The sequence below is a fragment of the Candidatus Mycolicibacterium alkanivorans genome (genome assembly GCF_022760805.1).
In the GTDB taxonomy this organism is placed as follows: domain Bacteria; phylum Actinomycetota; class Actinomycetes; order Mycobacteriales; family Mycobacteriaceae; genus Mycobacterium; species Mycobacterium alkanivorans.
Map to the genome: position 1 here is coordinate 3,367,396 of NZ_JAIVFL010000001.1, position 12,811 is coordinate 3,380,206.

Sequence of the window (12,811 nt, forward strand, 5' to 3'; positions counted from 1 at the left end):
ATCCTTGGTCGCTGGGAGGGCGCTGAATAATCGGCGCCCTCCCAGCTTCGCTTGATCCGGCGAAGCCGGATTTTTGAGTCAAGTTTGTGTTGTTTGGTTCGGTTTGCGGTGTTACGCGGCGAGTCCTGTTGTGCGGCTGAGATTTTCGAGGGCTGTGTGGTATGCGCGGGAGGCTGCACGCAGAGGTGGCGAGGTCGCGTGGTCGGCAAGATGTGACAGTCCGGTGGGCAGGTAGGGGTCGTGAACGGCGGATAGGAACATCGCGGTGCGCAGGCCGTGGTTGGTGATTGCGTAGCTGTGGGTGTGCGGGATGCGGGTGATGAAGCCGCGGCCGCGCAGTCTTCGCAGGTCGTAGGTCATCTGACCGGTGGTGAGTTGGTGCGCCGGATGCCCCGCAGGTCGGCGATGACGGCGCGGATGTCCTTGTTGGCGAAGCCGTTGGGTTGCAGCCGAAACAGCGGCAGGGCGTGACTGTGTTGTTCACCCAGACGCAGGCCGGGGATGCGGGTACCGGTGGCGGTGATGACCGGCGCGGTGAGGGCGTGCAGGGCATCGGCGCCGGTGATCGGATCATGGCTGAGTGATTGCAGGCGCAGCAGGCGCCGGTTGGTGGTGAAGCCGATCTCCCGCGGTGCGGGCAGATTGGTCAGTCGTTTCCCGATCGAGAAGTCGCGGGTGTCGTTGATCGTGGTCTCGGTCCGTAGTGCCCTGCCTTCCTTGTGGTATCGCTTGATTCGGGTGTGCTTGTAGTCCACGTGCAGGCTCGGGGTCACCCGTCGGTGATCACCCGGGTACGGAACCGGCCCGGGGTGGCACGCGGACCCCGACGCATCGACCGCCGGTCGAAGATGAGGCTGACCTGGTCAGGCCGGCCGATGTCGAGGTTGTCGCGGATGACGTGTTCGAAGAACACCCGTCCAGAGACCGGCTTGTCGAGCATCTGGGTCAAGGAGAACTCGACCTGCAGCATCGACAGGTCGTAGCGGTAGCTCGCGGCGCGGTCGGCGGGGCTGAACGGGTGTGGCAGCCGGGCCAGCCACTTCCGTAGCAGCCCGTCGATCTGCTCAGGTCCGAGCCGATCGCAGATGGCCTGTAACGCGGCGGGGTCCTCGACGGCGGCGAAGCCATTGTCCAGGGCAGTGAACCCGATCCCGGCCTTGGTTGCTTGACGTTTCGCCCACTCGTTGCCGTTGATGCACAGCCTTGGCGTTGTAGGGAAAGTAGGAGCAGAACTTCCAAAAGAACGGGCCGAAGTCATCATCGACGCAGTAAGAGTAGAAGTGGTTGACCACGCCAGTGGTCTTCACGATCCACGGATAGGCATCACCGTTGGCGTCACGGCCCTTCTCGGTCCGAAACAGTGACGTCTCCTCCCGGGCGCGGCCGAAGAACAGCACCCCTCACCGCCGGAACGGTTCTCCAGGTACTCGTGGGCCACGTCGTCCTTGCGTTGGCCCTTGGCGAAATCCACCCAGGCCACGTCGTTGTCGCGCGCATAGCGATGCACCGCGGCAACGAACGCCTCGGTGATCTTGACCAGCGGCGCGGTCGAGGCGATCGGAGTTCAGGCGCGGTCGCCGACAGCGCCCGGGTACCGATGCTCACAGGACACGGGTAGGTTCGAAGCGATGTGTGGAGCGACGGGTGAAATCCGGCTCGACGACCAGGCACCCGACGTGGCGGCAGTGGACGCCATGGCGGAGACGATGGCTCGCCGCGGACCCGATGGCTCCGGGGTGTGGTCACAGGGGCGCGTCGCGCTGGCACACCGCCGACTGAAGATCATCGACCTGTCCGAGGCGGGCGCCCAACCCATGGTGGACGCCGAGCTGGGATTGACCATCGGCTGGAACGGCTGCATCTACAACTACGAGGCCCTGCGCGACGAACTCGCCGGCCACGGTTACCGCTTCTTCTCGCACAGCGACACCGAGGTGCTGCTGAAGGCCTACCACCACTGGGGTGACCGATTCGTCGAGCGGCTGCACGGAATGTTCGCCTTCGCCATCGCCGAGCGCGACAGTGGCCGGGTGCTGCTCGGCCGCGACCGGCTCGGCATCAAGCCGCTCTACATCAGCGAGGACACGCACCGGATCCGGTTCGCGTCCTCACTGCCGGCCCTGCTGGCCGGCGGCGGTATCGACACCCGGATCGACCCGGTGGCCCTGCACCACTACCTGACGTTTCACTCCGTGGTGCCCGGCCCGTACACGATCCTGCGCGGGGTGCGCAAGCTGGCGCCCGGATCGCTGCTGGCCATCGAGCCCGACGGCACCCGGAAGGCGACAACGTACTGGAGTCCGGACTTCACCCGCCGCGCCGATCGGGCGGACTGGAGCGAAACGGATTGGCAGGACGCGGTTCTCGATGCCCTGCGTACGGCCGTGACGCGCCGACTGGTCGCCGATGTGCCGGTCGGATGCCTGCTGTCCGGCGGCGTGGACTCCAGCCTGATCGTCGGACTGCTCGCCGAGGCGGGCCAACACAGATTGTCGACGTTCTCCATCGGCTTCGAGTCGGTCGGTGGGGTCAAGGGCGACGAGTTCGTCTACTCCGACATCGTGGCCGACCGCTTCGGCACCGACCACCACCAGGTCCGCATCGACACCGCACGTATGCTGCCCGCTCTCGCCGGTGCGATCGCCGCCATGAGCGAACCCATGGTCAGCCATGACTGTGTGGCGTTCTACCTTCTCAGCCAAGAGGTTTCCCACCACGTGAAAGTGGTGCAGTCCGGCCAGGGCGCCGACGAGGTGTTCGCCGGCTACCACTGGTATCCGCCGATGAGCGGGGCCGACGCGGCGAGCGTCGACGGCGCCGTCGCCCGCTACCGGGAAGCGTTCTTCGACCGCGACCATGCCGGCGTCAACGCGCTGCTCAACGATGACCACCGGTGCGGCAGCGACCCCAGCCTGGCGTTCGTCACCGAGCACTTCGCCCGTGCCGGTGCACAGACCGGTGTGGACCGCGCACTGCGGCTGGACACCACCGTGATGCTGGTCGACGATCCGGTCAAGCGGGTCGACAACATGACGATGGCCTGGGGTCTGGAGGGCAGGGTGCCGTTCCTCGACCACGATCTCGTCGAGCTGGCCGCCAGCTGTCCACCCGAGCTCAAGACCGCCCACGGCGGAAAGGGCGTGCTCAAAGAGGCAGCCCGGCAGGTCATTCCGGCCGAGGTGATCGACCGGCCGAAGGGGTACTTCCCGGTCCCGGCGTTGACGCATCTGGAAGGCCCGTACCTCGATCTGGTGCGCGACGCGCTGTACGCGCCGCAGGCCAAGGAGCGCGGCCTGTTCCGTCCCGATGCGGTCGAACGCCTGCTGGCCGACCCCAACGGCCGGCTCACTCCGCTGCGCGGTAACGAACTGTGGCAGATCGGCCTTCTCGAGCTCTGGCTGCAGCATCACGGCATCACCGGACCGGCCGCATGAGCGCGCCGAGGCCCGGCGAGGCGATCACCCTGGGCCTGCACGACACCGCCCCGGCGGACATGGTCGAGGGGATGGCCGACGACGTCGTCCTCAATCTCGGCTGGGGCAGGCTGATGTTCGGGCAGACCTTCGCCGACGCCGACGAACTGGCCGATGTGCTGCGCCGGGAAGCGCCCGGGCGACGCGACATCTGCTTCTACGCCCGCGAACCGCACGTCCTGGTGGCCCGCTCCCCCTACGAGCTGTTCATCGACCCCAGCCACACGTACCGGCTGCGCTTCGACGGCGAAAGTCTGGCCGCCGAGGCCAGTGGAATCACGGTGCGCCCCTTGCGCGATCGCGCCGAGGCCGACGCGATGAACCGGGTCTACGTGCGCTGCGCGATGGTGCCCGCTCCCGTCGACGTCATCTGGAACAACCACGTCGGCTGCGACGCGGTGACCTACCTGGTGGCCGTACGCGACCAGGACGGCGCCGTGGTGGGCACCGTCACCGGCGTGGACCATGCCCGGCTGTTCGACGACCCCGAGCAGGGTTCGAGCCTGTGGTCGCTGGCCGTCGACCCCGCCGCCGGACTGCCCGGGATCGGCGAGGCGCTGACCCGGGCGCTGGCCGAGCACTTCCGCGCCCGCGGCCGGGCCTACATGGACCTGTCGGTGGTGCACGACAACGCCGCGGCCATCGGGCTCTACGAGAAGCTCGGCTTTCGCCGGGTCCCGGTGCTGGCGATCAAGCGCAAGAACGCGATCAACGAGCCGCTATTCAATCCCGGCCCACCGCAAACCGTCGACGACCTGAATCCCTACGCCCGGATCATCGCCGACGAGGCGATGCGCCGCGGGATCTATGTCGAGGTGCTCGACGCCGAGACCGGCGAGATGCGGCTGACCCACGGCGGCCGCAGCGTGGTCACCCGCGAATCGCTCTCGGAGTTCACCTCGGCGGTGGCGATGAGCCGCTGTGACGACAAACGCCGCACCCGGCGCCTCGCCGTCGAGGCCGGTGTTGTAGTGGCGCGCGGGCGGGTGGCCACCTTCGACGAGCGAGACCACGCGTTTATGGCCGAAGTCGGTGACGTGGTAGTCAAGCCGACCCGCGGCGAGCAGGGCAAGGGCATCACCGTCGGTGTCGAGGAACCCGACGAACTCGACGCCGCGCTGGCCCGCGCGCGTGAGCATGATTCGGAGGTGCTGATCGAGCAGCGCGCACCCGGCGACGACCTGCGGTTGGTGGTGATCGACAGCAAGGTGGTGGCGGCCGCGTTGCGCCGGCCGGCCGAGGTCATCGGCACCGGCACCCACACCGTCCGGGAACTGATCGACGCGCAGAGCCGCCGCCGCGCGGCAGCCACCGGTGGTGAGTCGCAGATCCCGGTCGACGAGGTGACCGAGGCGACGGTGCACGAGGCCGGCTGGTCGTTCGACGAGGTGCTGCCCGAAGGGGTCACCCTGCGAGTGCGCCGGACGGCCAACCTGCACCAGGGTGGCACCATCGAGGACGTCACCGCGCAGGTGCACCCGGAGCTGTGTCGGGTGGCCGTGGCGATGGCCGACGCGATCAACGTCCCCGTCACCGGTATCGACCTGCTGGTGCCCGACGTCAGCGGTGACGAGTACGTCTTCGTCGAAGCCAACGAGCGCCCGGGCCTGGCCAACCACGAACCGCAGCGGACGGCGGCGGCGTTCATCGATTTCCTGTTCCCGGGCCACCCCGGACTACCGCAGGCCTGGACGCCCGAGGAGCCCAGAACCGACGCGTGAGCTCACCAGGTGCTGGTACGCAGGACGATCTCGGCGGCCAGTTGCGCGGTGGACTCGGCGGCGTTGCGCCGGCCGGTGAACTCCACCAATCGGTAGTCGCCGTAAACGTAGCGCTGGCTGGCCTTGGCCATGGCCCGGACAGCTGGATTGCTGACCAGAGCCGTGGTGTTGATCTCGACCGGTGGGCAGTCCTCGTCGCGGATCACGCCGGTCGGGTCGGGCACTCGGGGATGTCCGCGGTCGACCACGACCAGACCGGTGAAGCGGTCCATGCGGGTGGCCGCCAGTTCCCAGGCGAGTTCGGCGCCGGCCCGATCACCGACCAGCACACCCCACCGCACGTCGAGGGCATCGAGAAGGCTGACCACGGCCTTGGCGTGCAGCCGGGGGTCGTGGGCGATGACGACCGTGCGCACCGACGCCGTGTGCAGCCGCTGACAGACCGCATCGTAAGCGGCAGGCGCGTGCTGGGCAGCGCCCAGCACCACAACGAACGGTCCCTTCTCCGGGCCGGTCACACTGACCTGCACGGGGAACCCCTCGACAGTCACCCTTGTCGACGGCATTCGGGCCACGCTACTCCGAAAGCGCGACGCGGCGAGCCGCTTCGGCGCCGTCCCTCAGGTGCTACTCAGGTAGCGCGAATCTTCGCGGCCTGCTTGGCCACGACATCCAGGAATGTCTGCGGCAGTGACGCTTTGGCTTCGATTCTGGGATCGGACGTGGGGAAAGCTATACCGAACACCGCGAGTCTCCCGACATTCATGAACGCCATGTAAACGCTACTGGGCGAACCGTTCAACCGCATCGTCTGCTGGTAGGCCAAGGCACCGTTTTCAACACCGCTCAACTCGGTGGTGGTGATCGGAATACCCTTGGCGGCAGCGTCGAAGAACGCCTCGAAGTTCGCACACCGGACAGCCGCCGCCTCGAGCTTGCCGAGATCCAACCGCCAGGACAACACCGTCATCACGATGCGCGCGCCGTTGTAGCCCACCGAGTACTTCGCCGCAGCGCCGGGGCCGCGTTCGGCCGACTCGGCGATGACATTGGTCAGTACGTTGGCGCAGCCCTCTGGCCGCGACAGCATCGACGGCGGAGCGCCGGCGCCGTCGGGCAGGCCGGGCCGCTCGACGATCCGGTCGACATTCACCCCGGGCGGGAAATCGGCGGCACCCAGCGTGACCTTCTTCAGAGTCGCGCCCGGCCAGGTCGCGCTGCCCGCAACGGTGCTGCCGCACCCGGCTACCACCAGGGCCGTCGCCGCCAGCGCGGTGATGATTGCGCCCCGACCTGCCATGAACACCAGGCTACTGCCGAAGTGCCGAGGTCACCGTGGGGCGCACCGGCGGGCCACCGTCCACCAGCCCCAACAGGGCATCGGTGTCGAGATGCGCGGACAGCAGGTCAGCCATCACATCGAGCTGGGCGTCGCGGCGTCCCGGCACGCTCACGTCGTCAGCGACGCGGAAGTCGTGGCGGCCCGCTGCCGCCGCGGCCTCGCGCAGCCAGCCGCGGCGGAAGTCGTCGTTGTCCAGCAGTCCGTGCCAGTGCGTGCCGTACACCACGCCGCGGGCGAAGCCCTGCGGTGAGCCGTCGGCCTCGAACCAGCCGACCTCGGCGCAGCGCGTCACTTGGCCGTGGTGGATCTCGTAGCCGCCCAGCGGACTGTCCCAGTGCCGCAGCACCTTCTCGGCGGCGAACTCGATGTCGGCGTCGAGCAGGCCGAGTCCGGATACCGAGCCGCTGCGGGTCTCGACGGTGTCGTCGATGCGCCGGCACAGCATCTGGAAGCCGCCGCAGATACCGAGGACCGGGCGACCGGAGCGGACATGCGAGTGCACGGCGTCTGCCAGTCCGCGGTCGCGCAGCCACTGCAGGTCGGCGACGGTGGCCTTGCTGCCCGGTATCACCACGACGTCGGCGTCGGCCACGTCGGCGGGGTCGGCGACCCACCGGACCAGGACACCGGGCTCACACGCCAGGGCCTCGACGTCGGTGGAGTTGGAGATTCGCGGTAGCCGGATCGCGGCCACCCGCAGCCAGTCCTCGCCGCGCGGCGGGGCCGGCAGGCCCACCACCTGGCGGGCCACCACCGTCACCGAATCCTCGGCATCCAGCCACAACTCGTCGCTGAAGGGCACCACCCCGTAGGTAGGCCGCCCGCTGAGCGCCTCGAGCTGGTCAAGTCCGGGTGCCAGCAGCGCCGGGTCGCCCCGGAACTTGTTGACGACGAACCCGGCGATCAGGGCCTGGTCCGCCGGCGCGAGCACGGCGACGGTGCCGAACAGGTGGGCCAGCAGGCCGCCGCGGTCGATGTCGCCCACGACCACGACGGGCAGGTCGGCCGCGCGCGCCAACCCCATGTTGGCCAAATCGGTTGCGCGCAGGTTGATTTCGGCTGGCGAACCGGCACCCTCGCACAGCACCACGTCGAATTCGGCTCGCAGGCCGGCCAGTTCGTCGGCCACCACACCGGCCAGCTTGTCGCGATGCTCGATGTAGTCGGCCGCACCGACCGTGCCGACCGGCCGCCCGCGCACCACAAGTTGCGAGGTGCGGTCGCTGCCGGGCTTGAGCAGCACCGGGTTGAATCGGGTGCTGGGCGCAAGCCCGGCGGCCCGGGCCTGCATCCCCTGCGCCCGGCCGATCTCACCGCCGTCTACGGTCACCACGGAGTTGTTGCTCATGTTCTGCGCCTTGAACGGCGCGACCCGAATTCCCTTGCGTGCCAGGAAGCGGCACAGGCCCGCGACGACCATGGACTTGCCGGCATCGGAGGTGGTGCCGGCGATCAGCAGCGCGCCGCCGCTCACGTTCTTCTGGCGAGCAGACGCAAATGTCCCCGACACGCCGGTGGTTCGGGGACGTTTGCGTCTGCTCGCGGGGAAAGGCTCACGGCAGGGTCAGGATCTCGGCGCCGTCGTCGATGACCACCAGCGTGTGCTCGAACTGAGCGCTGCGCTTGCGGTCCTTGGTGGCCACCGTCCAGCCGTCGTCCCAGATCTCGTAGTCCAGCGAGCCGAGATTGATCATCGGTTCGATGGTGAACGTCATCCCGGGCTCGATGATGGTCTCCACGCTGGGCTGGTCGTAGTGCAACACCACCAGCCCGTTGTGGAACGTGGTCGCGATGCCGTGGCCGGTGAAGTCGCGAACAACGTTGTAGCCGAAGCGATTTGCGTACGACTCGATGACCCGGCCCACCGCCGAGAGCGCCCGGCCCGGCTTGACGGCCTTGATGGCGCGCATCGTCGCCTCGTGTGTGCGCTCCACCAGCAGACGGTGCTCCTCGGCGACGTCACCGGCCAGGAACGTGGCGTTGGTGTCGCCGTGCACCCCGTTGACGTAGGCGGTCACGTCGATGTTGACGATGTCGCCGTCCTCGACGACGGTCGAGTCCGGGATGCCGTGGCAGATGATCTCGTTGAGCGAGGTGCAGCACGACTTGGGATAGCCCTTGTAGCCCAGCGTCGACGGGTAGGCCCCGTGGTCGACCATGTACTCGTGGGCGATGCGGTCGAGCTCGTCGGTGGTCACGCCGGGGACCACCGCCTTACCGGCCTCGGCGAGCGCGCCGGCCGCGATCCGCCCGGCGATGCGCATCTTCTCGATCACCTCGGGCGTCTGCACCCAAGGCTCGGAGCCTTCCTGCGCGGTGGACTTGCCCACGTATTCGGGACGCTCGATCGACTTGGGCACCGGGAGGGTCGGCGAAACCACTCCGGCACGGAGAGCGGTGCGTAAAGGCATGATTTAAGACTAGCGGCGACGCAGCAGCGGCCGCTTGGGGTCGCGGACGTTGACCACGCCCATCACCACCCGTCCGGTCAGGACGACGTGCGGTGAGCCCTCGGCGGGCGGGTCCTTGCGGCGGTCCCGCGCGCTGCCGCCGTAGACCGTGACGTCGTCGATCGAGGCACTGGCGCCGTCCGGCAGCCGCAGATCGAGGGATCCGCGCACCAGGTCGAGTTCGATCACCACGACCGGACCGGCGAACCGGGCGTTGGTCAGGTCGAGATCGACCGAGCCCACCCGGCGCACCAGCGCCAACCGCGTCGGCACCGTCCACTCGCCGTGCCGTTTGAGCGAGCCGAGCCAGCCGCGCAGCTCGACCCGGTCGGCCGCGGAGGTCACGATCGCGCCGGGCCCCGGCAGGTCGCCGACCAGAACGTCGAGCTCGGTGCGCATCCGCGCCGCCGACACCTGCGCCGAGCGTTCCTCGAACTCGCCGATGTCGATCAGCCCGAGGGCGACGGCGTTGTGCAGCCGCCGCAGCGTCCCGTTGCGGTCGGCGTCGGAAACCCGCAGCGCGGGGGTGTTCTCGATCTCGGTCATGGCCATTCCACGGTACCTGCGCGACGCGGTGCGGGACGGGCTGCACTAGTCTGGGACTCCATGGCTGAACTCCCGCGCCGGGCCGTGCTCATCGCAGCCGCCGTCGGCCCGCTCGCCGCCTGCAGCGCCTCGCCCGACAAGCTGATCAAGCCAGCGACCCTGCCCGCGGCCGGTCAGGCGCTGATCAGCACCGCCGACGTCCCGGTGAACTCGGGCAAGGTGGTCGGCGACACCCTGATCACCCAGCCCCGGCCCGGGGTGTTCGACGCCTTCGTCGCTCGCTGCCCACACGCCGGGTGCGTGCTGACCGGGGTCAGCGGCGACACCATCGACTGCCCGTGTCACGGCAGCAGGTTCGCCCTCGACGGCGCGGTGGTGCGCGGGCCGGCGATGCAGCCGCTGGCGCCGGTCAAGGTGACGGTGAAGGGCGGCCTGATCGTCGTGAGCTGATGCTCACCTGGTGGACCTCCGACGGGTACGCGGCCAAGCTTTCGGTTCAGGCCAGGTAGTCGGCGGGCAGCTCGTCGAACATCATCTTGACCATCCGCACCGCATACTCCGAACTACCGCCACCGACGATCAGTGCCGCGAACGCCAGGTCGCCGCGATAGCCGGTGAACCAGGCGTGTGAACCGCCCTGGAATTCGGCCTCACCGGTCTTACCGCGCACGTCACCGGCACCGAGAATGTCCTTGGCCGTGCCGTTGGTGACCACCAGCCGCATCATCTCGCGCAACCCGTCGAGCATCGCCGGGCTGATCGGCGGATGGTCGCCGGCCTCACTGGTCTGAGCCCCCGCGATCAGGTGCGGCGTCGGCGTCTTGCCGGCCGCCACCGTCGCCGCCGCCAGCGCCATGCCGAACGGGGTGACCAGCACCTTGCCCTGGCCGAAGCCGTCCTCGGTGCGTTCTGCCAGGTTGACCGTCGGCGGCACCTGACCGGTCACCGTGGTCAGCCCGTCGATGGTGTAGTCCGGGCCGATGCCGTACTGGGACGCCGCGACGGTCAGCGCGGTCGGCGGCATGCGGCTGGCCAGCTCGGCGAACGTGGTGTTGCACGAATTGGCGAACGCCTTGGCCATCGGGACGGTGCCGAGATCGAACTTGTTGTAATTCGGGATGGTTCGGTCACCGATGTCGATCTGACCCGGGCAACCCAGCAGCGTGTTGGGCGTGGCCATGTTGCGGTCGATGGCCGCCCCGGCCGTGACGATCTTGAACGTCGACCCGGGCGGGTAGAGGCCCGTGGTGGCCGCTGGGCCGTCGGCGTCGGCCGCCGCGTTCTGCGCCACCCCGAGGATGTCGCCGGTCGACGGCTTGATCACCACGATCATCGCCTTGCGGCCCTGGGTGTCGACGGCGTGCTGAGCGGCGTTCTGCACCGATCGGTCCAGGGTGATCGAGACCGACGGAGCCGGTTGGCCCGGCACCTCATTGAGGACGTCGACGTCGGCGCCGTTCTGGTTGACGCTGACCACGCGCCAGCCGGCCTCGCCGTCGAGCTGGTCGATCACCGACTTCTTGACCTCGTTGATGATGGCCGGGGCGAAGTTGTCGTCGGTGGGCAGCAGGTCGGCCTGCGGGGTGACCACGACGCCGGGCAGCCCGTCGAGCACCGGACCCACCTTGTCGTGATCGGACGGGCGAAGGGTGATCAGCTCCAGCGCGTTGCTCGACGAGCTGGCCTGCTCGGCGAGCCGCTGCGGGTCGAGCGTGTTGTCGAACTGGCGCAGTTGATCGGCCACCACCCGCGCGGTCGACATCAGCTCGGAGCCGGCCTTGGCGGCGTCGAGCTGATAGCGGTAGAGGTTGCCGGGCACCAGCACGTCGGACCCGCCGAGCTCGTTGACCGAAGCGCGCCGAGGCGGATCGGCCCGCAGCGCGAACTTCTGGTGCTCGCCGAGCTTCGGGTGCAGGTCACTGGCGACCCAGCGGACCTGCCAGGCGCCCTCGTCCCGGATCATCTGCAGCACACCGTCGTAGGTCCATGTCCGCTTCTTCGGCAGCTGCCAGGTGAGGCGGTAGTTCACGCTGCCGGTGTCCTCGGTGAAGCGGGAGCCGAGGATCTGGGCATCGAGGTGGGTGGCCTGCAACCCGGCCCAGGCCTCGTTGAGCGCGGCCTGGGCGTCGGCGGGACGGTCGGACAGCTGTGCGGCCGCCGACGTGTCTCCCTTGGCCAGGTCCGCCAGGAACTGCTGGGCGGCGGGTGCCGGGCCGTCGGGCCGGGGCGTGCACGCCGAGAGGGTGGCGGAGGCCGCGATCACCGAGACGATCGACACCACGCCTGTGACTCGTGTTGCTAGTGAGGTGCAAGTAGCCATTGGGGCTGATGTTATGAGTTCGTGATAGCTATTCGGCGGAGGCGCACCGACGCCCGGCCGACGAACGTCATTCGATGACAGGCGCGCCAGCGCTCTCAATCGAGCAGGACGGTGGCGAACGTGCCGACCTCGGCGAATCCGACCCGGGCGTAGGCCGCCCGCGCGACGGTGTTGAAGCTGTTGACGTACAGGCTGGCGATGCGGCCGCTGTTCACAACGGCCGCGGCAACCGCCGCCGTCCCGGCCGTCCCGATCCCGTGACCGCGCCATTCCGGGTGCACCCAGACGCCCTGGATCTGGCCGACGACCGGGGACTGGGACCCCACCTCGGCCTTGAACACCACCTGCCCGTGCTCGAAGCGGGCGTAGGCCCGCCCGGCGGCGATGAGGCTGGCCACCCGCCGCCGGTACCCGCGGCCGCCGTCGCCGAAACGCGGGTCGATCCCCACCTCACCGATGAACATGTCGATCGCGGCGACCAGGTACGCGTCGAGTTCGTCGACCCGCACCCGGCGCACCGCGGGGTCGATCGGACTGGCCGGTGGCGCTCCGATGGCCATCAGCGGCTGACGGTCACGCACGTCACGAGCCGGTCCCCACGCGTGCTGCAGCCGGTCCCACAACGGCAGCACCATCTCGGCCCGGCCGACCAGTGAGGAACACCGCCGCGCGGTACTCATCGCCTTGTCCGCGAACGCAATCAGGTCACTCTGCGTGCCGCGCAACGGAATCAGGTTGGCGCCGGCGTAGCACAACGACTCCTCGACACGGCGCCGAGTCCACAGCTCTCCCCCGATCGCCTGGGGCTCGACCCCGTGGTCGGCGACACGGGCGGCCACCATGCAGGAGCCGACCGGATCGTCGGCGAGCACCCGCCCCACGGCCGCGGCGTCGCGCACCACTGATACCCGTCGTTCGTCGACCAGGCGGAACAGTGGCGGAGCCGACATTGGCGTTAC

Annotated in this window: 13 protein-coding genes; 3 read left to right on the top strand and 10 right to left on the bottom strand. The window is 68.8% G+C overall.

Annotated elements, in window-relative coordinates:
* Positions 1-111 precede the first annotated feature (111 nt).
* The 3 genes from K9U37_RS16510 to K9U37_RS16520 are packed head-to-tail and all read right to left on the bottom strand — an operon-like array spanning position 112 to position 1,258.
* Positions 112-360 carry a hypothetical protein gene (locus tag K9U37_RS16510; RefSeq protein ID WP_243072604.1) on the bottom strand — a complete coding sequence of 83 codons (249 nt, stop codon included), beginning with the start codon at positions 358-360 and terminating at the stop codon, positions 112-114.
* Entirely contained in the window at positions 357-773 is a 417-nt protein-coding gene (locus K9U37_RS16515; RefSeq protein WP_243072605.1) for a hypothetical protein, read from the bottom strand. Before K9U37_RS16515 ends, K9U37_RS16510 begins: the two co-directional genes overlap by 4 nt.
* Positions 770-1,258, bottom strand: a complete 489-nt coding sequence (locus K9U37_RS16520; RefSeq protein ID WP_243072606.1) for a hypothetical protein — start codon at positions 1,256-1,258, stop codon at positions 770-772. Before K9U37_RS16520 ends, K9U37_RS16515 begins: the two co-directional genes overlap by 4 nt.
* A gap of 370 nt (positions 1,259-1,628) precedes the next feature.
* Here K9U37_RS16520 and K9U37_RS16525 point away from each other — a divergent pair, with 370 nt between their 5' ends.
* Positions 1,629-3,434 (top strand): N-acetylglutaminylglutamine amidotransferase, encoded by a 1,806-nt coding sequence (locus tag K9U37_RS16525; protein ID WP_243072607.1) that lies wholly within the window; start codon positions 1,629-1,631, stop codon positions 3,432-3,434.
* A complete protein-coding gene (gene ngg / locus K9U37_RS16530; protein ID WP_243072608.1) occupies positions 3,431-5,194 on the top strand; it encodes an N-acetylglutaminylglutamine synthetase in 1,764 nt (587 codons plus the stop codon). The genes K9U37_RS16525 and ngg overlap by 4 nt, the downstream gene beginning before the upstream one ends.
* Positions 5,195-5,196: 2 nt before the next feature.
* On the opposite strand, the gene K9U37_RS16535 is transcribed toward ngg, so the two are convergent.
* From K9U37_RS16535 to K9U37_RS16555, 5 genes are all read right to left on the bottom strand, one after another.
* Positions 5,197-5,760, bottom strand: a complete 564-nt coding sequence (locus tag K9U37_RS16535) for an alpha/beta fold hydrolase (RefSeq protein WP_243072609.1) — start codon at positions 5,758-5,760, stop codon at positions 5,197-5,199.
* 65 nt (positions 5,761-5,825) lie between these two features.
* On the bottom strand, positions 5,826-6,494 hold the full coding sequence (locus K9U37_RS16540; RefSeq protein WP_243072610.1) for a hypothetical protein: 669 nt from the start codon (positions 6,492-6,494) through the stop codon (positions 5,826-5,828).
* Positions 6,495-6,504: 10 nt separating this feature from the next.
* The gene (locus K9U37_RS16545) at positions 6,505-8,010 is read right to left on the bottom strand and encodes a cobyric acid synthase (RefSeq protein WP_243072611.1); all 1,506 of its coding nucleotides are present in this window, start codon (positions 8,008-8,010) and stop codon (positions 6,505-6,507) included.
* A 79-nt stretch (positions 8,011-8,089) separates the two neighbouring features.
* On the bottom strand, positions 8,090-8,947 hold the full coding sequence (gene map, locus K9U37_RS16550) for a type I methionyl aminopeptidase (RefSeq protein WP_243072612.1): 858 nt from the start codon (positions 8,945-8,947) through the stop codon (positions 8,090-8,092).
* Positions 8,948-8,956: 9 nt separating this feature from the next.
* Complete coding sequence (locus tag K9U37_RS16555; RefSeq protein WP_243072613.1) at positions 8,957-9,532, bottom strand: DUF1707 SHOCT-like domain-containing protein; 576 nt, start codon at positions 9,530-9,532, stop codon at positions 8,957-8,959.
* Between the two features lie 60 nt (positions 9,533-9,592).
* Between K9U37_RS16555 and K9U37_RS16560 the strand changes: the two genes are divergently transcribed.
* A complete protein-coding gene (locus K9U37_RS16560) occupies positions 9,593-9,982 on the top strand; it encodes a Rieske (2Fe-2S) protein (protein ID WP_243072614.1) in 390 nt (129 codons plus the stop codon).
* A gap of 46 nt (positions 9,983-10,028) precedes the next feature.
* On the opposite strand, the gene K9U37_RS16565 is transcribed toward K9U37_RS16560, so the two are convergent.
* Together K9U37_RS16565 and K9U37_RS16570 are read right to left on the bottom strand one after the other, a co-directional pair.
* Positions 10,029-11,852 carry a penicillin-binding transpeptidase domain-containing protein gene (locus tag K9U37_RS16565; RefSeq protein WP_243072615.1) on the bottom strand — a complete coding sequence of 608 codons (1,824 nt, stop codon included), beginning with the start codon at positions 11,850-11,852 and terminating at the stop codon, positions 10,029-10,031.
* A 95-nt stretch (positions 11,853-11,947) separates the two neighbouring features.
* Entirely contained in the window at positions 11,948-12,802 is an 855-nt protein-coding gene (locus K9U37_RS16570) for a GNAT family N-acetyltransferase (RefSeq protein ID WP_243072616.1), read from the bottom strand.
* Positions 12,803-12,811: the final 9 nt, after the last annotated feature.

Coding starts and splice junctions, on each gene's coding strand:
- K9U37_RS16510 (WP_243072604.1), bottom strand. CDS start 360: ATGACCTACGACCTGCGAAGACTGCGCGGCCGCGGCTTCATCACCCGC.
- ngg (WP_243072608.1), top strand. CDS start 3,431: ATGAGCGCGCCGAGGCCCGGCGAGGCGATCACCCTGGGCCTGCACGAC.
- K9U37_RS16525 (WP_243072607.1), top strand. CDS start 1,629: ATGTGTGGAGCGACGGGTGAAATCCGGCTCGACGACCAGGCACCCGAC.
- K9U37_RS16540 (WP_243072610.1), bottom strand. CDS start 6,494: ATGGCAGGTCGGGGCGCAATCATCACCGCGCTGGCGGCGACGGCCCTG.
- map (WP_243072612.1), bottom strand. CDS start 8,947: ATGCCTTTACGCACCGCTCTCCGTGCCGGAGTGGTTTCGCCGACCCTC.
- K9U37_RS16520 (WP_243072606.1), bottom strand. CDS start 1,258: ATGACTTCGGCCCGTTCTTTTGGAAGTTCTGCTCCTACTTTCCCTACA.
- K9U37_RS16570 (WP_243072616.1), bottom strand. CDS start 12,802: ATGTCGGCTCCGCCACTGTTCCGCCTGGTCGACGAACGACGGGTATCA.
- K9U37_RS16555 (WP_243072613.1), bottom strand. CDS start 9,532: ATGACCGAGATCGAGAACACCCCCGCGCTGCGGGTTTCCGACGCCGAC.
- K9U37_RS16535 (WP_243072609.1), bottom strand. CDS start 5,760: ATGCCGTCGACAAGGGTGACTGTCGAGGGGTTCCCCGTGCAGGTCAGT.
- K9U37_RS16560 (WP_243072614.1), top strand. CDS start 9,593: ATGGCTGAACTCCCGCGCCGGGCCGTGCTCATCGCAGCCGCCGTCGGC.
- K9U37_RS16565 (WP_243072615.1), bottom strand. CDS start 11,852: ATGGCTACTTGCACCTCACTAGCAACACGAGTCACAGGCGTGGTGTCG.